Genomic DNA, 20,603 nt, shown 5'->3' with positions numbered 1-20,603 from the left:
CGGGGACACGACAGCACGGCTCGACACCTGAGGTATCAACGCACTGGCCGCGGCCTCCATTTCATCTCCTCTGGAGGCGGGGGCGCAGTTGCAGGAGTGTCACCAACGGTTGCCGGGGCTCCTCCCGCCAGAACGAAGTCAGCAATCTCGTCAGCATGCCCACGCAACAGACCACCTGCAGACCCGACGGCGGTGGCATTGCCGGATTCGACGTTGAGACGCCCCAACTCTTGCCCAGTTGCAGGATCCAGAACCTGCACGGTGCTCAGTACAGCGTCCTTGCCGGCCATGATGCCGACCAGTGCTCGAGCGGCGCCATGGCGCATACGGTAGGCCGTCACGGTCACCTTGACATGCACTGCGTTGGGAGTGCTCTCGGCGGCGCGCACGGCGACAAAGCGCTCATCCAGGCGCGTGCGCAACACGGCCATCCCTTCGGGCGTCATGCCTCCGGGATTCTCGATGGTGTACCAGAGCTTCGACCCGATGGCGGATGCGTTTGGCCTTGCGACTTTGCTGGATGTGCCTATGCAGGCTGCAAGGGACAGGCAACAGATAGCGATCGCGGCCATCCGCCCAATCGCGCGCCATGCGCCTGAATTCGTCAAAGACGAGACAAGAGCACATTCTCCAACGTTGGCAACAGAATGCATCATGACCCCCGCCTCTATTCAAAGGGCTCCTACCATGAGCACTGAGGCGCACCTTAGACGAAGAGAGCCCCAAGCATCCCTTTTAAGTGCGTGCGAGCTGCCTCAATACCTGCCTATGCGAAGTAATAAAGCTGTCGATAACGACCCGGGTTTCATAGAAGCTAGACGAATCAACCCCATCCTCTTCCGTGAGACTCAGCGCTCGCCGAATCGATTTTATTTCCTCAATTCGCACGATACGTGAGTCGCCGGGGCACGGGACCTTGTATACACAGTCCCAATACTCACCTCGTAGCCAGCCCCTCTTCTTCTTCAATACTTCCACGTAGTTGTGGCGCTTCGCGCCAAGACGGAATCCGAAGCGCTGAATTATCTTGTAGAGCTCACCGTAGGGTATCGGACGCTCCCCTCGCCTAATCTCTCGAGCGTTCTCCTGCAACCACTTAGCTATTGCGGAGATTTCCACATCCGGGTCAGGAAGGACATCGGCGCCGCACTTTCTTTGCGAGAAGTGGTGGGAGGCTATCCGCTTCATGAGTCGGAAGAGATCCTCTTTCGTCACCCCTTCGAGGACTAAGTTGTTCCCATCGAGGTGCATCAATCCAGCAACGAGTGCCGCGCGTTTGTTCCCATTGTGGAATGCATGGTTATTGCATACCCCATAAATTAGCGCCGCGGCACTAGTGAAACTATTGGCATACTTCAACTCGTCACCAATGCCGGTGGACTGCCGCAACACTGCAGACTCTAGCAGCCCCTTGATCCCTAACTCCGGGAGGAGAAATGGGATCTTCAGTTGTTGAGAACTCTACAGTTAGCTGCTCGTGGATTGCCGCGACGACAGAAAGCTCAAGCAAATTCGGCTTAGACAGGCCACCAGCTCTTCCGTGCTTAATGTGGGGAAACTGAAATTCACGCAAGGAAACATCCAATATAATCAGCCACTTAGAGATCTCGCCCTCACCGAGCTTGCAATGCGGATTGATAAATTTCTGCAAGGAAAGGCTACCCCTCGTCGAAATTCATGCAAGGGGACTCCCGCAGGAAATTTGCCGCCATTCCGTCTTGGCTACTCGAAGACCCGAGAAGACGCGTCTTAGTCGATACAAAGCTTTCGTACTCATCCATCTCGGATTCTCCGTTTCGTGTGCTTGACGACTCACGACTCGGAGTCTCCGGGATGGACTGCCGGAGATGTAAACGTCTACTGCCTCCCCGGCACAGCCGGGGGGGATGCTCAATGGTTAGTCTAGGCATCAGGCCAGTAACTTTCGACCCAAAGTGAAAATTCGTGGCTTGTCGAAATTGACCGGAAAATCCTGAGTTGAGTCATTCAAGGCATGTGCCACAGGGCTGTTGCCAGACCATGGCGCCCTATCAACTTTAGCCAGTCGGGATAAAGGACAGTCAGCATTTCCTAAGCTTAGGGCAGCGCTCAGTCACAGAGAAGCTGTTTTAATCACTACGCAGCTTTGGCGACTTATTGGGACTTGGAGCCGCACGGAGCCTCGACTTAGCGTTTGAGCCGCCCATGTCCGCTTCTGGCCGAAGGACGACTAGCGACCTGTAGAGCCACCAGCATTATCTTGACATCTTTGGCCTGATCTCACCGAGGAGGCTGCTTTCGGATAGTCGAGCCTCGGGGGCGTACTTCTTCAAAAGTGCGTCAGCGATTAGTAGGTCAGCTGGTGACCGCAAAGGGCCCATTGTCACTTCCATTCTACGAAATGCTTCATCTGATATGGGCACGTCGAAATAGATGAAATTTGGTGAAAGCATTCCCGCTACCAAGCTTTTGTCGTTACTGCGCAACCGGCCATGGATTTGCAGTACGAAGCGATGCTCTTTCTGAAATTCCCAACGGTTACTCTTGTAGCTGGCAAGCGCGCGGGGATCATCGCAAACGAGTCGATCGCCATCTATCCATATGCTCTTGCGCCAAGCTTCTGCTACATCCGCTACATACGTGACGGGGCGACAAATATCTTCTTTTGAAAGGAATGGAACAATCTTGAAATCCTCGCCTATTGCCTCATCCATAGGCATTGGGACCACTGTTTCATTTGCTAAGTCTCCTTCTACTGGTATGTAGTTGTGACAGTCGAAGGGATAGTAGGGCAAGGAGACTCTCACTCCACGCATAGCATCCCCGTACATTGACCATTGAGGATAGGCTTCCTCGGCGTTGGCCACCCAACTGCTAGCGTAAAGCACTTCGCCGAAATTGAATCGCTCAACCTTTTGTGCTTCCAGTACGTCGTCAAGTTGATCCAAGCGGGTGAAGCGGATCTTGCGTGAATCGAGGATATATGCCAGTGAACTAAGGCTGGTGTAATGATGCAGCCGTTCTGGAGTAGTGTCTGCCATATCGATTATTTGGGAGGCTGCCGATGTTCAATCCTATCATTCCAGATCGTAACCAATTTTCTCAAGATCCTGGCGGTTACAGCCGTTCAGCGTGGATGCGCTGGGCATTCCTCGTAGCGGCTAATGGTGGAGATGCCGATCCCGATAAGCCGCCAACCAGCAGGGATCTGAAAAGCCCAATTCTGTGGCTTGCGCAGGCGGAAGCTATGACGCAGGCTGCAGTCGTGCTCGTAAAATCTGAGCCCAGATTTGAGAATATGCCCGTACCTATCAGGGGTATATGTGATACGCAGTATTGCGCAGTGGCGCTAATGCTTGTCGGCTATAGCCTCGAAGTTTGCTTGAAGGCCATGATTCTTCTGAAGGGTGGTGTCGATGCCTACTCGGAAGCCGAAGGTGGGTACCAGCACCATGATTTGGCTAAGTTAGCGGGATTCATTGATTATCTCGACAACAAAGATCTGGCCATCTTGGAGATGCTGACGCATTTCGTCTATTGGGCAGGCCGTTATCCTGACCCTGGACGAAAGTACATCGGCAAGCATGAGAGGATATTTGAGCTTTCAGAGCAACATGAAATCTCTGCGCGCGATCTGTTTCAGCTGGCCGCAAAGGTAACCGGGCACGTTAAATCGCTTGTTGATTAAATCAATTCGAAATCGCTTCATGGCTCGGGTTAATTCAGGGTGCTGTCTGTACGGCTTTGGCTGTAGGGCGTCCAGCGACCCAAAGCGGACGTTTAGCCGACAGATACCGCGTAAGGCGACGGTGCCGAGCCCCATCACATCGATCAGATTCATGTAGCGCTCGTACAGTGCTACAAACGTCGAACAACGCCGTGATCTGCGTCCACTTCAAGTTGTTCGCCAGCCCGGATTGCGCTCAGAATGCCTGGAAGATTTACAACTGCCGGGATACCGAATTCGCGCGCGACGATGGCGCCGTGGGACAGATAACCTCCCGTCTCCATCACGATTGCGCCCGCCTTTAGAAAAGCCGGTGTCCAGGACGGGTCGGTGGCAGGCACAACGAGAATTGCTCCCACTGCCAGGCTCAGCGCTTCGGTAGGGTGATGGGCCAGGTGCGCAACGCCGTTGGCGCGACCACTGGCCACCACGATGCCGCGCCACTCGTTTCTGTCGACACAAGGCGCCGCCGTCGCTACCGCCGGCATGGTCGGCGCCAGGCCGCGGGGCTCAACGATGACTTCGGGAGCCTCCTGTATCGTGAATGAGTCGCGCTGGCGACGGCGCCAAGAGGCTCGTTTGGCGGCATGAGGCATAGCCAAGCGCCCCTCGGCGATCGCAATCAGTTCGGCCAGCGTCAGATGGAAGACATCATCCGGAGATCGTAAATGTCCAGCAAACGACCATTGCTCTCCGAGAGCGATCGCCCGTTGGCGTACGACGCCCAAGTGCGCGGTCAGCGCGCTACGCGCACCTTCACGCATGTTACGTTCGGCCGTCGCCAGTTTGACGAGCAGGGGGATCAGCGGGCGGAGCCAGGTCGGCAGCCGCTCCCGGATGCGTTGACGAGCAACCACGGAGTTGCGGCGCTGGCGATCACGAAGCGGTGCGGTTTCGCAGCCGATCAAACTGAGCACGGTGTCCAGAAGGTAGTCCGGATCCTCGCGCCAACGGGGGTGATGCAGATAGCTTTCGTACACCGCGCGGTGGCCGTAGGCCTGTAGGAACGCCTCGAATGCGCAGCCAAAGTCGCTGTCGTGGGCAAGGCGCTGACGCCACTCGCGCCCAACGCGTTGGGGCGACTGCAGCCACTCGAGGGTGGCTGGGTCCATTGCGGCTATTTGCGCGAGCTGCATCAGTCCATAGTTCATGGCAGCCGTCGCACTCGGATCGCCTCCCGTCATGATCGCTGCAGTAAGCGCGTTGCCTTCGCCGGGAAAATACCTCTCCAGCAAATCGAGCAAAACCAGCAGAGCACTGCCGGAGGATTGCAGCAGCAGGAGATCCTCGGCCCCGCGCATCCCGACTACTTGCGTGCGCAATTGTTCGGCTAGCTCCGAAGGCTCGGCGGGCAGATGCTGTGCGAAGCGCTCTGCCGCTGCCTTGTGCGCGTGGGCAAGCGTGGACTTCGCACGCAGTCTGGGCCAAATGCATTTCTGCAAGAAGCGCATGCCGCGCCATGCACGGTTCAAGCGCTCGCCAGGCGTGCCTGGCTGGACGGATATCTCAGGCTGGTGGCCGCCAATCAGTCGGTTGTAAGCCTTCGGGGGCACATCGAATCCGTCGAACGACTCCCATTGCAGGATCGAAGTCTCGAAATACAGGCGGCCGTGATGGATGGCCGTCCGTTGCACGCCGGGTAAAGTTACGTAACCGGCTAGCGCGGAACTGCGGGTCAGCATGTGATTGATGAGCGGCAGCGATACGCTCCGGTCCAGAGCAGGCAACGGGTCGGGAACGACATCCCGGGAATTAGCACGAGACCAGACCGCTGGCTGTTTCATCAGCGCCGGGTAGGATTGCCGGCCGCGCGCCGTGATGGGCCGCGCCTGTACGATCCAGAAGCAGGTCCCGTCCCACACCCATTCCAGATCGTAGAACGGCCTCGTGTAGTCGAGTATGGCGGCGACATCGCGCACAAGCTTGCCGAGCGCAATCGCCTGTGCGGTGCTCAACACTGACTGGGAAGCCAACGCACCGGGCGTGGCGCTTTGACAAGTGCCGCGGTCGCCGTCAAGGACGGTCATGCGCGCTTTCGTGCCGCGACGCTGTGCGACAAGCGACACTTCTTCGTCAGGATAATGCTCCTGAAGACGGTACTCGTCGGCGTCTACCAAGCCACCTACCAGGCTTTCACCCAAACCCCAGTTGGCGTGAATGATCCACTGATCTTCGCGACCCGAGAGCGGGTCGCAGGTGAACGCAACGCCCGATGCCACGGCCGGGAGCAGTGGCATCACCACGACCGCCATCCTTGACGGGTCGGCACCTAGGCCTAGTCGCTCCCGATAGGCCATCGCGGCCGGCTCCCCGTTGGAGTCCAGGACGCTGCGAACGGCTTCGATGAGCGCGGCGTGGCCGCACACGTTCAAGCAGGAGCGATAGATTCCTGCGAACGACGCACCTGCCGAGTCTTCGGTCGAAGCCGATGAGCGCACAGCGAGTGGTAGATCCATCCAGCCACGGCTTTCCAGCGCGTGAGCGAGAGCAGCCACCAATGGCCCAGACAGCTCGTCGCCGCATCGGCGTGCCGCCTCCGCCGCGGAGTCGATGACGAACCCCTGCGGCACTGGTGCACCCAGTTCGGCCAGCACGCCCAGCTGCCAGCCCTTGCCGCCAGCCCGAGACGGACCAGCGGCGGCGGCAGTAGACCAGTCGAGTACGACTCCGCTCATTTGGCCGTCTTAGGGCTGTCAGGGGTAGCAGGCGCGACACCGTCGATCAGCACCTCGAGCGCCAACAGAAAGCGCTGTTCGAGGCTGTCATCGAGGAGTCGTAGCCAGATCATGACCGCCCCCATGCACATGAACTCGAAGAGCCATGCCAGTTCCGTCGGAGCGAGGTCGGTGCGCACTTCGCCTTGCTCCTGAGCGACGCGAAACAGCGTCTCGAGGATTCGGTGTACGCCACTGTGCTGGCTCGAGGACGACGTGCCTGGTTGGGTGCCGATCTCCGTCATGCGAAAGCGCAGGTATTGCGGCAAGTACTTGCGGCGTGACGCGTTCCAGTGCGCCGAGGCCTTGAGCAGACCTTCCATCCGGGCGCGAAAGTCGCGCTGCTGCACCAGCATTGGTTCAAGGCCGATCATGCCGGCGGCGATTTCCTCACGGAACTGGTGCGCGAGCAGCGCCTCCTTGACCGGGAAGTAGTTGTACAGCGTGCCTTTGGCGACGTCGGCTTCCGCTGCGATCTGTTCCATCGCGACGGAATCGTAGCCGTGGGCCTCGAACAAACGGAACGCCGTCGCGGCGAGGTGGTTCGCGGTTTGCTCCCGCTTGCGCTCGCGACGACTGCCCTGGGGGACCACAAGTGCCGACATGGTTTGACCAAATTGAAACGATGATTAAAATTATACGTCGTTCAATTTATGCTTTACAATGGGTCCCTGATCTCAGAGAGATGCCATGTCGCTTGCGCTGACTCTTCTATTTGTGGGCGTGGCTGCCACGACTAACATTCCGGCGACAGCGCCGCCTACCCCGACTGGATCCGTGGTCGACATTGTCCACGGGCGAGCGATCGCGGATCCCTATCGCTGGCTGGAGCAGCTCGACGATCCCGCAGTCGAGTCGTGGGCGCGCGCCCAGAGCGCCTACACCAGGGCCATCCTGAGGCCCACCACCGCATCCGGTGCCGTCGCCGTCCTGCCGCTTGCACGGGAAGTCACCATCGAAGCGAGCCGGTTCCGGCGCCTGCCTGCTGGCAAGGCAGTCTTCCTTGCCCGGATGGCGGACGATCCGGTCGATGCCCTCTACATGAGGGATGCCAAGGGGACGGTGGCTCTTGCGTTTGCTCCAGCGCCGACGCCTGACGGCAAAGTGCGGACAATCGCATTTTTTGAGCCTGCGCCCAACGGGCGACACGTGGCACTCGCGATCGGCGAGAACGGCAGCGAGAACAACGCGCTGCATGTGCTCGACCTGGAGACGGGCCAGCTCATCGATGGACCAATTCCTGGCGTTCGCTTCAAGGCGATCAGTTGGTGGCCTGACAGCCGCCGCTTCGTGTACCCGAGGCTCAAGGACTCGGATCCGGGTCAAGCCGATGCGGCGTTGTATGCAGGGCAACAGGTCTACGCCCATGTGATCGGCACCGATTGGCGCACGGACCCGGTGGTCTTCGGCCGTGCCATGCCGACGAGCGCAGACATTGGCGAGGGCGACTTTCCCGTAGTCGATATCGATGCGGGCGCCGGCCTCGCATTTGGCCGGTATTCCGCGGGCGTGGCACAGGAGTTCGGCCTCTATGTCGCGCCTCTTGAAAGTCTTGGCCAGCCGCAGGTTCCGTGGCGCCGCCTGTTCGGTGCTGATGCCGGCTATGGAGCGCCAAGGGCGACCGGTAGCGCGCCGGTTGCCGTTTCCCACGGCCGCATCTACCTGACTCATCTGGCAGGCAAAGGCGCAATCCACAGTATCGACCTTGCGAGTCCCGGGCAGCCGGTCGTCCAGTTTGCCGATCCGGATTCCGCCGTGCTCGGTCTGGTGCCCGCTGCCGATGGTCTCTACTTGCAGGTGCAGGAGGGCATGCACCAGCGACTGCTTCGCCTTGTTCCGGGTGACCATGGGCTATCGACGGTTCGGCTGCCATTCGACGGGCAGTTCGACCTTGTCGTCGGCGATGTGCGCATCGATGGCGTGCTTCTGCGCGACCGGCGCTGGACCGCGCGTTCACGCTACTGGGCTGTCCGGGACGGCATGGTATTGGAAGTGGCGATCGTGCCGGTGCCACCGGACGGCATCGAGCTCACCGCGGAGGAGGTCGACATACCGAGTGCGGATGGCATGCGCGTTCCGCTCTCCATCGTCTATCAGCGCGGGTGGAATCGTGCCCAGCCCTTGCCATTCCTGCTAACCGGCTATGCCGCCTACGGCATCAACATGCGCCCGGTATTCAACGACAACCTACTGCCGATCTACCGTGACGGAATCGGCTATGCCGTCTGTCACGCGCGGGGTGGAGGCGAGCTTGGCGAACAATGGCATCGCGCAGCCATGAAGGTCACCAAGCACCTGAGCTGGGAAGACTTCATCGCTTGCGCCCAGTGGCTCGTCGCCAATGAATACACCCGCACCGACCGGCTGGTCGCCGAAGGCGCAAGCGCGGGCGGCATGCTGGTGGGACGGGCGATGACCGAGCGGCCGGACCTGTTCGCTGGTGTTCACCTGGCCTTTGGCGGGCTCAACCCGATGCGAGCCGAGAGCCACGCCAACGGCGCGCCCAATATCGCGGAGTTCGGAAGCATCAATCATCCAGATGAGGCACGGTGGATCTACGACATGGATACCTATCACCACGTGCAGCAGGGGGTCGCCTATCCCGCCGTCCTGTTCACCCACGGCTGGAATGACGCGCGTACTCCATTCTGGATGTCGGCCAAGACCGCGGCTCGTCTGCAGGCTGCAAGCACGTCAGGCAAACCGGTGCTTATGAATATTGACTTCAAGGGCGGGCACCAGATCACCTCGGGTACGCAATCGAGTGTCTTGGATACGAAGGCGGTGATACGAGCGTTCTTCCGCCGCGTTCTACTCGGGACCCATCAAAAAGCGGGGGCACAAGGACAATGAGAGTAGCCATTAACGGGGCGGGCATCGCGGGCACCGCCCTGGCCTATTGGCTTTACGAACTGGGCCACGAGGTGCTGCTGGTCGAGCGCGCTCCAGAACTACGCACCGGCGGCTACGTTCTCAACCTGTGGGGAGTCGGCTACGACGCGATGGAAAAGATGGGTCTGCTTCCGAAGATGCTAGAGCAACAGTACGAGACCGACGAACTGCGCATGGTCGATAGGCAGGGCCGAACGCGCGGCGGCTATCCGTCGCAAGCCCTGCAAGATCTGGCCGACGGGCGCATCGTCACGTTGGCGCGCGCGGACATCGCTGCTGCAATCTACGGCTTGATCGATAATCGAGTAGAAACGGTCTTCGGCGATAGCGTAAAAACTATCGAGGACGATGGAGTGCGTGCTCATGTCGGCTTCGAGCATGCGCAACCGCGCGAGGTCGATCTGGTCGTCGGGGCTGATGGACTACACTCGAAGATTCGTCAAATTACATTCGGTGCAGACACGCAATTTGAGCGCCCGATGGGTTGTCATGTCGCTTCGTTCGAGGTGGCCGGGTATCGTCCTCGTAACGACAATCTATATGTGGCGCACACGGCGCCGGGGAGATATGTAGCTCGGTTTCCAGTGCGCGACGATAAAACGCTCATTTTCATGCTGCTCAGAGATAGGTTCCTTCCTGACGTTCCAACGGCTGATGACTCCGAGCGAAAGGCGGTGCTAACGAATGCGTTCTCCGACATGGGTTGGGAATGCCCCGCAATCCTGTCAGCCCTGGAGAGCGTGGACGGCCTCTATTTCGACGGCATCAGTCAAATCCGTATGGATGAGTGGGCAAAAGGCAGAGTGGCGCTGGTAGGCGATGCGGCCGCATGCCCCTCGCTCATAGCCGGGGAGGGCGCGGGCTTCGCGCTTGCCGAAGCTTATGTGCTCGCTGGAGAAATCCATGACCACCCGGGCGATCTCGACTCGGCACTGAAACACTATCAAGCTCGTATCAAGCCATACGCTGCGCGCAAACATAAATACGCGGAGGGCCTGGTACCGTCGTTCCTGCCAAGAACGGAATTTGGCGTAAGAGCCCGCGATCTGGCAACCCTGCTGATGCGACTTCCGGTGTTTCCACGGCTTCTAATGGGTCGCTACTTCCGTGATGCAATGAAGTTGCCCGAGTACGCGATGGCATGCTCGGCAACGCAGGCGCCGTCCGATAATTCGCTCAAGCAGACGCAACTGCGGGGCGCGGCTTAATTGAGGCATTAGGCCTCCCATGGAGCATCGCATGAACTCAGTCGAGATACTTCCCTGATGCAAATTGACAACCTAGGCATCGCTCGGCGAGGCAAGTCGTTGATCAACCTTATTGGTAATTTTGATTGACGCCCATCAGATTGCAGCGTGACTATTTGTTACACCCCATTTTTGGGACCTACTTAGAGTTAGGCCTTACTCGGATGCGTATGAAGCGACTTGCCGCCATTCCACTGCTACTCGCCTCTACGGTTGCGAACGCGATCGTCGTGCGGCACGACGTGCCTGATTCTGCATATCTGGTGCACGACGGTGCACTGCAAGCCTTGGTGGACCTCCCTCATGAGGGTCATGGAGTCTTGATTGGGTCGCGGTGGGTGCTCACTGCGGCGCACAGCACCCAATGGCACCCCATCACCGAAGTCATGCTCAACGGTGAGTGCCTCAAGGTCGAGCGGGTCTTTCTTCATCCGGGTTACAAGCAACTGCCCGAGGGACTAGCGGCGCAGGATCCGGAGGGGGCTATCCGCTTCCTAGCCGGCTTGGACGACATCGCGCTTATCCAACTTGCGCAACCTGTAACGGGCGTTGAGCCGATCGCTCTCTACAGGGGAAAGGCCGAACTCGGGAAAACGGTTGTGCTTTTCGGAAAAGGGGCCACCGGAAACGGTGAAAAGGGACAAATTGCCGGCGCAAACCGCACAGAGCTACGCAGTGCGGAAAATGTCATCACCGCTGTGGAGGAACGAGCCCTTGTCTACACTTTCGACTCCGGCGACGCCGCCCTGCCACTAGAGGGGATGCTCGGCAACGGAGACAGCGGCGGACCAGTGCTCTTTGAACACGACGGCCGTTGGGAATTGCTGGGCTTGGCACGCGGCCGGCTTAGCACATCACCGCCAGGGTTTTATGGCCAGGAGGCTCACCAAGTTCGGGTGTCGTATTACCTGTCTTGGATTGATGCAACCATGAGCGACACGTCCGGGCCGTAAGGCCTAACAATTCGTCCAAGCCGACGCCGCTTCGCGGCGCATCTTAACTCAGGTGTTGGGCCCTATATCCAGTCTAGGAAGTGCCATGAAATCACACTTTGAGATGATGGCGAGTTACAACACTTGGGCGAATGCGCTGCTATTCAAAATGTCAGAAGCATTGACCGATGAGCAATATCGGCGCGATGTCGGGTCGGGTAAATACTTTTAGTTGGCCGCTAGTAAGCAAGAACAAGCTGCCGGACACTTCCCCTTCGTTGATTAGTATTTCGTTCTTTGCGTAGAGGCGTGGTTCTCCCATGCTGGCAAGCTTTGCCAGCCGCTTGTCAGCTACCGAGCTTGAGGTCGACACAGGCATGGTTTGTTATCCCCCCGGGAAAGATGGAATGGTGTCCTGCTTGGCCGCCCAACGGATAGCGGTGATGGCTGACCGAGGAGAGCTTGCGTGTAGTAATGGGTGGCAGCACATGCGATTGTCCATTTCAGTTTCAGACCTAGAAACGTCGGTGCAAGCGACCTGGCTTTGCCGATAACATAGATCCGCCGCTGGATGAATGAGACAAACTGCATCTTTGGCATGCTCGAACTCCGTTCTTGACCGGCATCCAGCTATTTGCTCGCCGGCGGGGCAGAAAGCGTCACTGTCAGCACTTGGTCGCGCTCGTTCACATTGGCGCCTACAAAGCTTAGATGTAAGCCGTCGGCACTGAGTAGAGTCCGGGGGCCCTGCTCAGTAAGTTTTGGCTTATCAAGGCCACCAATTTCAATTTTTTTAACTCCCTGGAAAAGCGGGTGGACGCCTTGGCCATCACTGAGTGAAGCCTTACCTAGCACCTCCATTTCTCCCATTTCGTTTCCCAGCTTCACAAACCGAGTATGAAGAAGTCGTCCTGGAGCGATCTGTTCGACATTGAGCGGGTCAAATCCCTGCGGCCACAGTGGAGCGGCGTCGGCCACCACAACTACACGCCAACCGGGCGCTTGGGTGAACCGCATCAACTGCCTACTGCGTTCATCCGTTAAGGCAGCCACCTCCACAACCGCCTGCGCGGAAAGGCGTGGGCGGACAGATGCCTCCAACTGACAAGTATCGCCCTCCCCAACTGCTGCCAGCAGGAGCTGGTCGAGATGTTGGCTGTCGTTTGTATCGAGGGACGCTTTCCATCCCGGCGCGCTGCGATCCAGCAGCGTGGCGATCGCCGCGCCGGTGCTGTAAGCACGCTGGCGAACCTGTGCTGCGGGGTAGTCGTTCTCTGGCAGGGTTGGGCCTTTGCCGCTGAAGATACCTTGCACGTAAGTAGCCAGACCCTCGTTGAGCTCCGTGCCGCGTTCGTAGGCAACATGCTCGGCTGATAACATTCCAAAGCGTTTTTGACGAGCTGCCAATGCGGCGCGAGACCAGCAACTAAGCTCCGAAGCCGAACCGGCCGCCAGCGCGCTGCGCAGCGCCAGTGTTTCCTCACGGCGAGCTGACAAAATCTCAGCATTGTCGATGGGATAAGTGAACAGATCTGCCTCGTTGCCGGCCCACTTGGGGTGTTGCCTACGCTGGAATACGTGGAATGCTTCGTGGACGGCCACTGCGGCGAGCTCGTCAGCAGTGCGCGCCTTGCTGGCATCCCCAAGTAGCAACGTAGCCGTGCCAACGCCCCCAATCTCGGCATTCGAATTGGCAATAATGGCTGGATCGCGCCCCGTGCGTGTTTGGCTGCCGTGCGGGCCAGGCCCGTAGTTGTTCAGCGTATGGGGGTGCCCAAATACCCAAGTGCGCTCGCCGTCAAATATTGCCAAGGGGACTTTGGCAGGTGCGAAACCCGGCCAGAGCGCGCCATCGGGTTGCATTGCAACCTTCGCAGCTACGGATTCGGCTTCGCCCCTGTTGATTCTCTCCTGTGAACTCGCAGCTCCCCATGTGGTAGCACTGCATATTGCTAGCATCGCCACCGCAAGTGATATCCAATTCTTAAAAATGTGCTTCATGGCCTACCTCTGTCTGCGTTTCCGACCAATAGATTGTTTGAGCCGGTAATTAGCGTGTGGACTAATAAGTAGTTGGCTTTTGGTGCTTTCCTTCAATTAAAAAAGTGCTTAGCCTAGCTAGATAGACTTGGGAACCGAGGGAAGGATGCTGAGGCTCACGCATAAATCTAACTACCTGCATCGGATGAACCGGGTTATTGACCATATTCAGCGCAATCCCGATGGCGATCTCTCCCTCGCTAGCCTCGCCCAAGTTGCTCATTTCTCGCAATTCCATTTTCACCGCATCTTTCGTGCGCATACCGGGCAAACTCTGCAGGCGTTCGTCTCCAAGTCGCGGTTGGAACGCGCCTTATTTGTGATGCGCAGCTCTCCAACGAAACGCTTCTCCCAAGTGGCCGCCGATTGTGGTTTCGATTCATCTTCGACGTTCTCAAAGGCTTTCCGCAAGGCCTATGGCGTCAGCCCCTCGCGCGCGGACATTAACGAAATTCTGCGCAGGGAGCCCGCCCAGGAAGGCCCGTTTAATCAGGGCGAGAAAAGCCAAGCACTGCGGGATTGGCCGGTGACTGTCGAAGACCGATATGAAATGGAGCTTGCATACATTCGCGTCACGGGCGGCTATCTTCAGCCTCAAGCATTGATAGACGGGTATCTTCGATTGCAAGAATGGATCGATGAAGCCGGACTGGTGCGTGAGAACGCTCTGCTGATCGGCATGTCGATCGATGATCCGGACATCGTAGCGCTGGAAGAATGTCGCTATGACTTTGCGTGCACTGTTCCAGTGGGAGTCAAGTGTGCCCCCGACATCGGCCGCACTAAGCTCCCGAGCAGTCACTGGGCGGTGGTTCGATGTGAGGGTGATATGTCTGATGTTGAGAGTGCCTGGGACTACCTGTTTCGGAAGTGGCTGCCTGAAAGTGGTTGGCAGGCGGCTCCTCTGCCAGCGATGGAGGTGTTTCATCAGCGCCCAGAGGTCATTGGGTGGGATCGCTTCGATCTTGACTGCTGCTTGCCGGTAGTTCCACTGACTGTGGGGTAAGCCCGCGTAAGTCCGCAAGATCTGACAACTGCCAGGCGAATGGGTCCAGCTAGTCTTAGGGAGGTTCATAGACTAAGGGGAACTCAGATGCGGGCAAGCGTATGGATCGGACTGGGCGTGGGCATCGCCACAGGGCTGTGGATGTGGATTGAATATGCGCTTGGCTTCCATACGACGAAGGCAGACGTTGGTCGTATCACCGGCTTTCTTTCCATTATTATTCCTATTGTGGGAATGATGATCGCATTGCGACGTGCGCGTGCAAGTTCGGGTGACCTCACCTTTCTTTCCGGGATGAAGCATGTGCTTGCCGTGAGTGCATTCGCAACGCTGTCCATGGCAGCAATGAGCTCCATCTACATCAGCAGCATCAATCCTGAATGGTTGGCCCAAGCCAAAACGACTGCGGCGGCCTTTATTTTGCAAGGCGCTGTGGCTGCGTTGATTGGTGGTCTTGTCGTTGGTGTCGTCGTATGGGCTATTCTTCGGATAGGTAAGAAAAAAGTGGCCATATCATGACCCCAGGAAAAAAGCTGTCCCCGACAACCCCCGGTGTAGGCACCGGTAATTCGGGAAATCTATTTGCAGGGTTGCGCGAACTGTTGCTTCCCTATCAAGACGACCTCCAGGTCGTGCATAACGATCCTGCTCATTTCTATGCAAATTGTGCGCGCCCGGATGAAAAGGGAAAGGCTCGTTTCTTCGGTGCCGTCAAAGTGTCGGGACGCAAGTGCTTATTTCATTTCATGCCTATCTACGACTTCCCCGATCTGCTCGGAAAAATAAGCCCCGCGCTGAAAAAGCGCATGCAGGGCAAGTCTTGCTTTAACTTTGAGTCCATGGACCAAGACCTGGTGGCGGAGTTAAAAGGGTTGGTGGGGCAAGGTGTAGAGCGCTATAGAGCATCCGGCAAACTCTAATCGCATCTAGCGGCCCTCTAAGCACGGTCTCTGGCCTGGCCATACCGGTCTGCCGAGTATACGTCCGACCAAGCGGCAGTTTTGCTAGGTGCGAATCCTTGGGTGCGAAGGGTCGCCATAATCTCTGATTCCTTCACTTCCACCTTCTTTCCCTTCTGACGCAATACCCACAAGTAAATGCCTTGGGGAAGCGTGGACGCCAGCTCTTTCATTGCGCGGAGATCCTCGAGTGAAACCACAACAATAAAAGCGAGCTCCGCATCGCTTAACGAAACCATTTCAGCGCCCGCATCTGAGAGCACGTCCCTAACTTCCAGGGGCGAAGACACCAGGTGCACACGAGTTCCAGGGTTAATTCCGAGCTTTTTGGCCAAGCTTGGCGGGGATTCGATCCGATCGAGCCATTTGCCCGCTTCGACTTCCCCTAGGTGCAGCCTGAGCTGGCCTCGGGGGGTTAGGGCTTGGAGAGCGTTATCACGCACTGTGAGCTTGCGCAGGTCGTCATAATGCAAAATCGCCTTGAATGCGCCTCGTAGGCGAATTTCGCGGCTTTCCAGCATCGCGCTCACCTCGCCGGCCTCTTGACCGAGTTCTCCATAACACTCGGCTTCACGCCCCATTGTTAGCCCCCGAGAAAGAGCGTTCTAGATCTTCCAAGTAGGCATCCATCGTCGCGGTGTGGCCAAAAACATACCGACTGAGGGTGCGAAAAGGGGGCGAATGCACCACACCCTCCTCTCTGATCGAGATGCGGGTGCGACGGTTGCCATCAATCGGCTCAAGCGAGATCAGCCACCGCCCCCCGAATGGCAAGTCAGTCGATGTAATCCGACTTTCAAAGGCTCGCCCATGTTTTCGCTCCACCAGCTCAAATGCGATAGCGTCGGAACCCGAGTGCTCGGTGTAAGAGATTTTATCAGGCTGGCGATCCATCAACTCGATGCGCGAGACGCCACGTCGCCACTGGGACTGTTTTTCAACATTTCGGACACGTTCGGATACCCCCGTAACATCGGCATCGATATCTCGGGTGCGCTCAGCCACATGTTCGGCAGGAAGGAACATACCTATCAAATAAACGGCAAGACCAGCGCCTACGACAACGCCAACGAGTCCACCAATAATGGCCATCCACTTCATCAGGTGTTCTCCTTATCAACACGCATGCGGCTTGCAGCGTCTGCTAGAAGTTCCAGTCCCGCCACAGCCATATCTCGCTTTTCTTCTGGGATTTTTTCGAGAAGCTTTCTTAGTCTATCGGTGTCGAGCACAGAACTCTCACCTACAATGGATCTGCCCGAATCGGTGAGTTCGACTATTTTCTGGCGTCGATCGGCCGGATCGTAGCGCGCAGTGATAAGGCCGAGCGACGTTAGGTTTTTTAGATGCTGGGAGAGTGCGGCCTTTCCAATTCCCAAGTGTTTAGCGAGCGAGCTCGCATGCTGGCCGCTGGAGATATGTGCAAGTAGGCCGGCTTCTCTATCGGTTAACCCCTTGCCCCTATCTTGCCCCCGGGTGCGGTGTTCGACATGGCAGGCAAACCATATCTTGGGGTATGCCATTTGGATTGAACGAACAAGGTCGAGGTCCTTCATGTCCGCAGTCTGGACGTCCGGAAACCGTTCGTCAAAACGAACCAATTTGGCCTCAAGGACAGTTTCTAGGATAGATCGAATATCCCCGATTTTGAGCCAACCGAGTGGCAGCGAGGCAAGGTATTAGTCAATCGCTTCGGTAACGAGTTAAGCCCTGCAAGACTGGGCTGCTCGCAGCAGGACCCACGCGTAAATATTTCACATTTCTGGTGTCCGAAACGATGCCTCGCTATAACAGGCGTGGGGAGGCAAAGCCGGGGAGGGTGCGTGATCGCATCTCATCCACGGCTGTGCTTGGAATAATCACATCGAATGAAGGATGCACCATGTGGGCCGATAACGAGACCGAGCGCGATTTGCTTAACTTTTCCGGCGTGGCCGACACTATTGCCGAGATCATCGCCAGGGCGAACGGCAAGCCCATTTCTATTGGTGTTTCGGGAGCTTGGGGGATGGGGAAATCTTCTTTGATCAAGCTCACCCGCACGGCCCTTTCAAAGCAGCCCAAAAAGCAGGGTGATCGCGAATTTGTTTTTGTCGAGTTCAATGCTTGGCTCTACCAAGGATATGACGACGCGCGCGCGGCGTTGATGGACGTTATTGCCGAGAAGCTTCAAGAAGAGGCTGTCAAGCGTAACAAGGACAAGAGCAAGGTTGCCGACTTCATAAGACGCATCAGGTGGTTTCGTGCAGCCCGGCTCGTCGCCGGCGATGCACTTGCCCTGTCGCTGGGATTGGCGCCCACTGGCGTGCTTGGGGGGCTATGGCAGACGGCGAAAAGCATGACCGATGGCGTGAACCAAAACGAGTTGGAAGATGCCAAAGGCAAAGCCAAGCAGGCTGCCGGCGAAGCCAGGTCGCTGCTGGCTCCAAGGCTGGAAGAGTCCCCTCCCAAAGAGATCCAGGCACTGCGCGATAGCTTCGAAGAGGCGCTGGAAGAACTAGAGATCACTCTGGTGGTGTTAATCGATGACCTGGATCGATGCTTGCCTCACACCACCATTTCAACGCTGGAAGCGATCCGTTTGTTCTTGTTCCTGAAACACACCGCGTTTGTGATTGCTGCCGATGACGCGATGATCAAGCATGCCGTGCGCAAGCATTTCGGTGGCTTGGACGACCAGACACTGGTTACCAACTATTTCGACAAACTTGTCCAAGTCCCTATCCGTGTGCCGACGCTGGGCACACAGGAAGTGCGGGCCTACATGATGATGTTGTTCGTCGACAACAGCGATCTTGAAGAGGAAACCAAAGAGGCCATAAGGCAGAGTATTGCCGCGCGTTTGCGGGAGAGCTGGCAGGGCAAGCGAGTAGACCGGGCTTTCGTTGAGTCTTTGAAACTTACGCTGCCACCGGGCCTGGTTAATCAGCTCGACACGGCCGACCGCCTCGCGCCACTGATGGTATCGGCGTCTGACATCTCCGGTAATCCGCGCCTGATCAAACGCTTTCTCAACGCCTTGGCTATTCGCATGACCATCTCCAAAGCCCAAGGGGTCGGCGTGGACGAGGCCGTGCTGGCCAAGTTGCTGTTATTCGAGCGTCTGGGCGATCCCAAGGCCTATCGGGAGTTGATCGCTTCTGCGAATGCGCACGAGAACGGTCATCCCATACTGCTGTCGGAGTGGGAGGCCAAAGCAATCTCAGGCGCAGCTCAGGAGCTGGCCCAACCTTGGCACGGCAGCTTTGTCCAGGAATGGCTTGCACTACCCCCTGCATTGGCAACGAAGGATTTGCGTGGCGCCTTGTATGTGGGGCGCGAGCACGCCCCGCTGATAACCCCCAGTGACCGCCTGTCATCGGACGCCGCCGAAACGTTGTCAGCCTTGCTCGAACATCCCGACATGGCCACATCGCTTTCAAGCAAGCTCCAAGAGATCTCCCGTTCCGAGCTGGCTTTCATGATGGACAGGCTTCTTGATCGCGCGCGCCAAGAACAGCAGTGGGGTGTGCCTGCGATCCTTGAAGCCTGTTTGACCTTGTGTGGTGCAGACCCAACCCAAGGTCCGCGCTTGGCGGCGTTCCTGCGTGAACGCCCCGCCAGCCAGGTCCAGCCAAATATTGTTCCCAAGATTGGCTCTGAACCTTGGGCCGGTGCGGTGTTTGACCACTGGGAGAAGCAAGGTAGATACTCATAAGCCCGGCGATGCTCACCTGGGACTGCTGCATCAGGATCGCTTGCAGGTTACCGTACAGGGTGCGGAAATCGATCTCGCCCTGTTCGATGGCGTCTTGCACCATGGCCAAGCTGACGTCGGCTTCGTCTGCGTCTTCCATGTCCTTCGTGGACAGGGTCACGGGTGGGTCGTAGGTCTTCCATCGACCGATGGAGTGGAAAGAGGCGCTGCTCAGCTGCAGGTCCATGCCGATCGCCTTCTCCGGTCGCAGTTTCTCTCGAACCGCCAGCGCTTCTGACTTGGCTGTGTTCAGCAGTTTGGTCAGACGCCGCTGCTCTTGGTACTCACGACTCTGAACGTAGGAGCGAAGGCTCTTGGCGAACCCGGTCTGCACGTTGTTCACCGAGCCGGCGCGGTCCAGTAGGGTGCGGGAAAGCTGGGTGAGAAAGATCCTGTCTTCGCGGGACAATAAGCGCATGAATTCGCGGCGCGTCACCGCGTCAATCGCACCCTCAAGCGTAGTGCTCTGCTCCGGGTCGGTTAGGAGAGACCAGAAAGCGTTGAAGGTCTTACCCGCCGGCGAATCTGCGATGACGTCACGGCCCGCGAACAACTTGATCAGCACCTGACCGCGACTCCCCTCATCCTGGATGATCTTCTCTCGAAACCCCCGGTTGAGCTCGGTGAACTGCTGGCGGACCCGTCGGAAATCTTCGGACAACTCCCGGGCTAAACCAATGACCTCTTTCACGCGCTCCGCGGCGCGCTCCGGGTCAAGGATTGGACCTTCGCCGCGAGCGACGAGGTCGATCTCTTGGTTGATTCTGTCGCGGTCCTGCTTCAGCTTTGCAAGACGGGTTTCAACGTTCTGGTCGGTCTCACGGGCCAAGGTCTCGAGACCAGACATGACAAGCGCCAACCGTGACTCGGTCGCATGCTGCCTCTGGGTGTAAAGGGAGTTGGCAATCCGCAGTGCCTCCAGAGCGGCTGTACTGAGTTCATATTCCTCCTCACCGGCGCCATCCGGCAGGCGGCGCTCGAGCCAGCCCTCCGAGAGCCAGTCTCGGACGTAGTAGGCGGCCTTGTCGACTAGATCGTGGCCTTGGACTCGCATCAGGCCTAGTTCTGTGGTTAGCCGCTCGGTGAGCACGGAACTTGGCAATACCCGATCAGCGTCATGGAGCAAGAATTGGAGCAGGGCCAAAATCTCAGGCGCCTTGTTTGCTCGTAGCAACTGCCACGCCGGCTCGTCCTTGAGCCGATCGAAGGTGGCGGCGTACTGCAGAGGTTTCATGGATCAAATTCCCCGTACACCCATTTAGAGACATGATGGAATAAATCATTCTCACTCCATGAGACACAACCCGCTAGTCATTAGCTGACCAGCCCTACATAGACAGTTAGCGAAGGCTTTTGGCCAAAAGCAGTCGC

The 20,603-nt window shown here is 57.7% G+C and carries 18 protein-coding genes and 2 pseudogenes; 8 read left to right on the top strand and 12 right to left on the bottom strand.

Annotation, left to right across the window (positions count from 1 at the left end):
• Positions 1-35 precede the first annotated feature (35 nt).
• The 4 genes and pseudogenes from ACSION_RS04275 to ACSION_RS04260 all read right to left on the bottom strand — a co-directional run bounded on the left by ACSION_RS04275 (position 36) and on the right by ACSION_RS04260 (position 3,020).
• Positions 36-656, bottom strand: coding sequence for a DUF4410 domain-containing protein (locus tag ACSION_RS04275; RefSeq protein ID WP_435304988.1), 621 nt, complete (start codon positions 654-656; stop codon positions 36-38).
• Positions 657-735: 79 nt separating this feature from the next.
• Positions 736-1,254 carry a hypothetical protein gene (locus ACSION_RS04270; protein ID WP_435306730.1) on the bottom strand — a complete coding sequence of 173 codons (519 nt, stop codon included), beginning with the start codon at positions 1,252-1,254 and terminating at the stop codon, positions 736-738.
• Between the two features lie 6 nt (positions 1,255-1,260).
• Positions 1,261-1,392 (bottom strand): annotated as a pseudogene (locus ACSION_RS04265) (Fic family protein); the annotation flags it as partial.
• Between the two features lie 842 nt (positions 1,393-2,234).
• On the bottom strand, positions 2,235-3,020 hold the full coding sequence (locus ACSION_RS04260) for a hypothetical protein (RefSeq protein ID WP_435304987.1): 786 nt from the start codon (positions 3,018-3,020) through the stop codon (positions 2,235-2,237).
• A 23-nt stretch (positions 3,021-3,043) separates the two neighbouring features.
• On the opposite strand from ACSION_RS04260, the gene ACSION_RS04255 reads away from it, so the two are divergent.
• Positions 3,044-3,667 (top strand): hypothetical protein, encoded by a 624-nt coding sequence (locus ACSION_RS04255; protein WP_435304986.1) that lies wholly within the window; start codon positions 3,044-3,046, stop codon positions 3,665-3,667.
• A gap of 170 nt (positions 3,668-3,837) precedes the next feature.
• On the opposite strand, the gene ACSION_RS04250 is transcribed toward ACSION_RS04255, so the two are convergent.
• Both ACSION_RS04250 and ACSION_RS04245 read right to left on the bottom strand, forming a co-directional pair.
• On the bottom strand, positions 3,838-6,300 hold the full coding sequence (locus ACSION_RS04250) for a PEP/pyruvate-binding domain-containing protein (protein ID WP_435304985.1): 2,463 nt from the start codon (positions 6,298-6,300) through the stop codon (positions 3,838-3,840).
• A gap of 77 nt (positions 6,301-6,377) precedes the next feature.
• A complete protein-coding gene (locus ACSION_RS04245) occupies positions 6,378-7,025 on the bottom strand; it encodes a TetR/AcrR family transcriptional regulator (RefSeq protein WP_271251413.1) in 648 nt (215 codons plus the stop codon).
• Between the two features lie 85 nt (positions 7,026-7,110).
• Here ACSION_RS04245 and ACSION_RS04240 point away from each other — a divergent pair, with 85 nt between their 5' ends.
• The 3 genes from ACSION_RS04240 (at position 7,111) to ACSION_RS04230 (ending at position 11,512) form a co-directional block, all read left to right on the top strand.
• A complete protein-coding gene (locus ACSION_RS04240; RefSeq protein ID WP_435304984.1) occupies positions 7,111-9,273 on the top strand; it encodes a prolyl oligopeptidase family serine peptidase in 2,163 nt (720 codons plus the stop codon).
• On the top strand, positions 9,270-10,520 hold the full coding sequence (locus ACSION_RS04235; RefSeq protein WP_271251411.1) for an FAD-binding domain: 1,251 nt from the start codon (positions 9,270-9,272) through the stop codon (positions 10,518-10,520). Before ACSION_RS04240 ends, ACSION_RS04235 begins: the two co-directional genes overlap by 4 nt.
• 209 nt (positions 10,521-10,729) lie before the next feature.
• Positions 10,730-11,512 carry a S1 family peptidase gene (locus ACSION_RS04230; RefSeq protein ID WP_271251410.1) on the top strand — a complete coding sequence of 261 codons (783 nt, stop codon included), beginning with the start codon at positions 10,730-10,732 and terminating at the stop codon, positions 11,510-11,512.
• Positions 11,513-11,663: 151 nt separating this feature from the next.
• On the opposite strand, the gene ACSION_RS04225 is transcribed toward ACSION_RS04230, so the two are convergent.
• On the bottom strand, positions 11,664-11,870 hold the full coding sequence (locus ACSION_RS04225) for a hypothetical protein (protein WP_435304983.1): 207 nt from the start codon (positions 11,868-11,870) through the stop codon (positions 11,664-11,666).
• 251 nt (positions 11,871-12,121) lie between these two features.
• Positions 12,122-13,492 (bottom strand): hypothetical protein, encoded by a 1,371-nt coding sequence (locus tag ACSION_RS04220; protein ID WP_435304982.1) that lies wholly within the window; start codon positions 13,490-13,492, stop codon positions 12,122-12,124.
• Positions 13,493-13,637: 145 nt separating this feature from the next.
• Here ACSION_RS04220 and ACSION_RS04215 point away from each other — a divergent pair, with 145 nt between their 5' ends.
• The 3 genes from ACSION_RS04215 to ACSION_RS04205 all read left to right on the top strand — a co-directional run bounded on the left by ACSION_RS04215 (position 13,638) and on the right by ACSION_RS04205 (position 15,457).
• A complete protein-coding gene (locus ACSION_RS04215) occupies positions 13,638-14,537 on the top strand; it encodes an AraC family transcriptional regulator (RefSeq protein ID WP_435304981.1) in 900 nt (299 codons plus the stop codon).
• A 117-nt stretch (positions 14,538-14,654) separates the two neighbouring features.
• Positions 14,655-15,056: a DUF4199 family protein gene (locus ACSION_RS04210; protein WP_435304980.1), complete on the top strand. Its 402-nt coding sequence runs from the start codon at positions 14,655-14,657 to the stop codon at positions 15,054-15,056.
• Positions 15,053-15,457 (top strand): hypothetical protein, encoded by a 405-nt coding sequence (locus ACSION_RS04205; RefSeq protein WP_435304979.1) that lies wholly within the window; start codon positions 15,053-15,055, stop codon positions 15,455-15,457. Before ACSION_RS04210 ends, ACSION_RS04205 begins: the two co-directional genes overlap by 4 nt.
• 17 nt (positions 15,458-15,474) lie before the next feature.
• Here ACSION_RS04205 and ACSION_RS04200 read toward each other — a convergent pair whose 3' ends face one another.
• Genes ACSION_RS04200 through ACSION_RS04190 form a run of 3 tightly spaced genes read right to left on the bottom strand, consistent with a single transcriptional unit; the run spans position 15,475 to position 17,052 of the window.
• Positions 15,475-16,026, bottom strand: a complete 552-nt coding sequence (locus tag ACSION_RS04200; protein ID WP_435304978.1) for a hypothetical protein — start codon at positions 16,024-16,026, stop codon at positions 15,475-15,477.
• A gap of 40 nt (positions 16,027-16,066) precedes the next feature.
• On the bottom strand, positions 16,067-16,597 hold the full coding sequence (locus tag ACSION_RS04195; RefSeq protein WP_435304977.1) for an SRPBCC family protein: 531 nt from the start codon (positions 16,595-16,597) through the stop codon (positions 16,067-16,069).
• Positions 16,597-17,052, bottom strand: a complete 456-nt coding sequence (locus tag ACSION_RS04190; RefSeq protein WP_435304976.1) for a MarR family winged helix-turn-helix transcriptional regulator — start codon at positions 17,050-17,052, stop codon at positions 16,597-16,599. Before ACSION_RS04190 ends, ACSION_RS04195 begins: the two co-directional genes overlap by 1 nt.
• Positions 17,053-17,378: 326 nt before the next feature.
• Here ACSION_RS04190 and ACSION_RS04185 point away from each other — a divergent pair, with 326 nt between their 5' ends.
• Positions 17,379-19,193: a KAP family P-loop NTPase fold protein gene (locus tag ACSION_RS04185; RefSeq protein WP_435304975.1), complete on the top strand. Its 1,815-nt coding sequence runs from the start codon at positions 17,379-17,381 to the stop codon at positions 19,191-19,193.
• 55 nt (positions 19,194-19,248) lie between these two features.
• Here the strand turns inward: ACSION_RS04185 and ACSION_RS04180 are convergent.
• Positions 19,249-20,466: pseudogene (locus ACSION_RS04180) on the bottom strand (DUF3375 domain-containing protein); the annotation flags it as partial.
• Positions 20,467-20,603 lie beyond the last annotated feature (137 nt).

The sequence above is a fragment of the Pseudoxanthomonas sp. LjRoot125 genome, from assembly GCF_964252705.1.
Classification (GTDB): domain Bacteria; phylum Pseudomonadota; class Gammaproteobacteria; order Xanthomonadales; family Xanthomonadaceae; genus Pseudoxanthomonas_A.
The sequence above is the reverse complement of the archived record's forward strand: the minus strand, read 5'-3'. Positions and strand labels throughout refer to the sequence as shown.

Excerpts from the sequence above, each read along its gene's own strand:
- ACSION_RS04230 (WP_271251410.1), top strand. The coding sequence starts at position 10,730 with ATGAAGCGACTTGCCGCCATTCCACTGCTACTCGCCTCTACGGTTGCG.
- ACSION_RS04240 (WP_435304984.1), top strand. The coding sequence starts at position 7,111 with ATGTCGCTTGCGCTGACTCTTCTATTTGTGGGCGTGGCTGCCACGACT.
- ACSION_RS04275 (WP_435304988.1), bottom strand. The coding sequence starts at position 656 with ATGATGCATTCTGTTGCCAACGTTGGAGAATGTGCTCTTGTCTCGTCT.
- ACSION_RS04245 (WP_271251413.1), bottom strand. The coding sequence starts at position 7,025 with ATGTCGGCACTTGTGGTCCCCCAGGGCAGTCGTCGCGAGCGCAAGCGG.
- ACSION_RS04260 (WP_435304987.1), bottom strand. The coding sequence starts at position 3,020 with ATGGCAGACACTACTCCAGAACGGCTGCATCATTACACCAGCCTTAGT.
- ACSION_RS04255 (WP_435304986.1), top strand. The coding sequence starts at position 3,044 with ATGTTCAATCCTATCATTCCAGATCGTAACCAATTTTCTCAAGATCCT.
- ACSION_RS04195 (WP_435304977.1), bottom strand. The coding sequence starts at position 16,597 with ATGAAGTGGATGGCCATTATTGGTGGACTCGTTGGCGTTGTCGTAGGC.
- ACSION_RS04190 (WP_435304976.1), bottom strand. The coding sequence starts at position 17,052 with ATGAAGGACCTCGACCTTGTTCGTTCAATCCAAATGGCATACCCCAAG.
- ACSION_RS04220 (WP_435304982.1), bottom strand. The coding sequence starts at position 13,492 with ATGAAGCACATTTTTAAGAATTGGATATCACTTGCGGTGGCGATGCTA.
- ACSION_RS04205 (WP_435304979.1), top strand. The coding sequence starts at position 15,053 with ATGACCCCAGGAAAAAAGCTGTCCCCGACAACCCCCGGTGTAGGCACC.
- ACSION_RS04215 (WP_435304981.1), top strand. The coding sequence starts at position 13,638 with ATGCTGAGGCTCACGCATAAATCTAACTACCTGCATCGGATGAACCGG.
- ACSION_RS04185 (WP_435304975.1), top strand. The coding sequence starts at position 17,379 with ATGTGGGCCGATAACGAGACCGAGCGCGATTTGCTTAACTTTTCCGGC.
- ACSION_RS04225 (WP_435304983.1), bottom strand. The coding sequence starts at position 11,870 with ATGCCTGTGTCGACCTCAAGCTCGGTAGCTGACAAGCGGCTGGCAAAG.
- ACSION_RS04235 (WP_271251411.1), top strand. The coding sequence starts at position 9,270 with ATGAGAGTAGCCATTAACGGGGCGGGCATCGCGGGCACCGCCCTGGCC.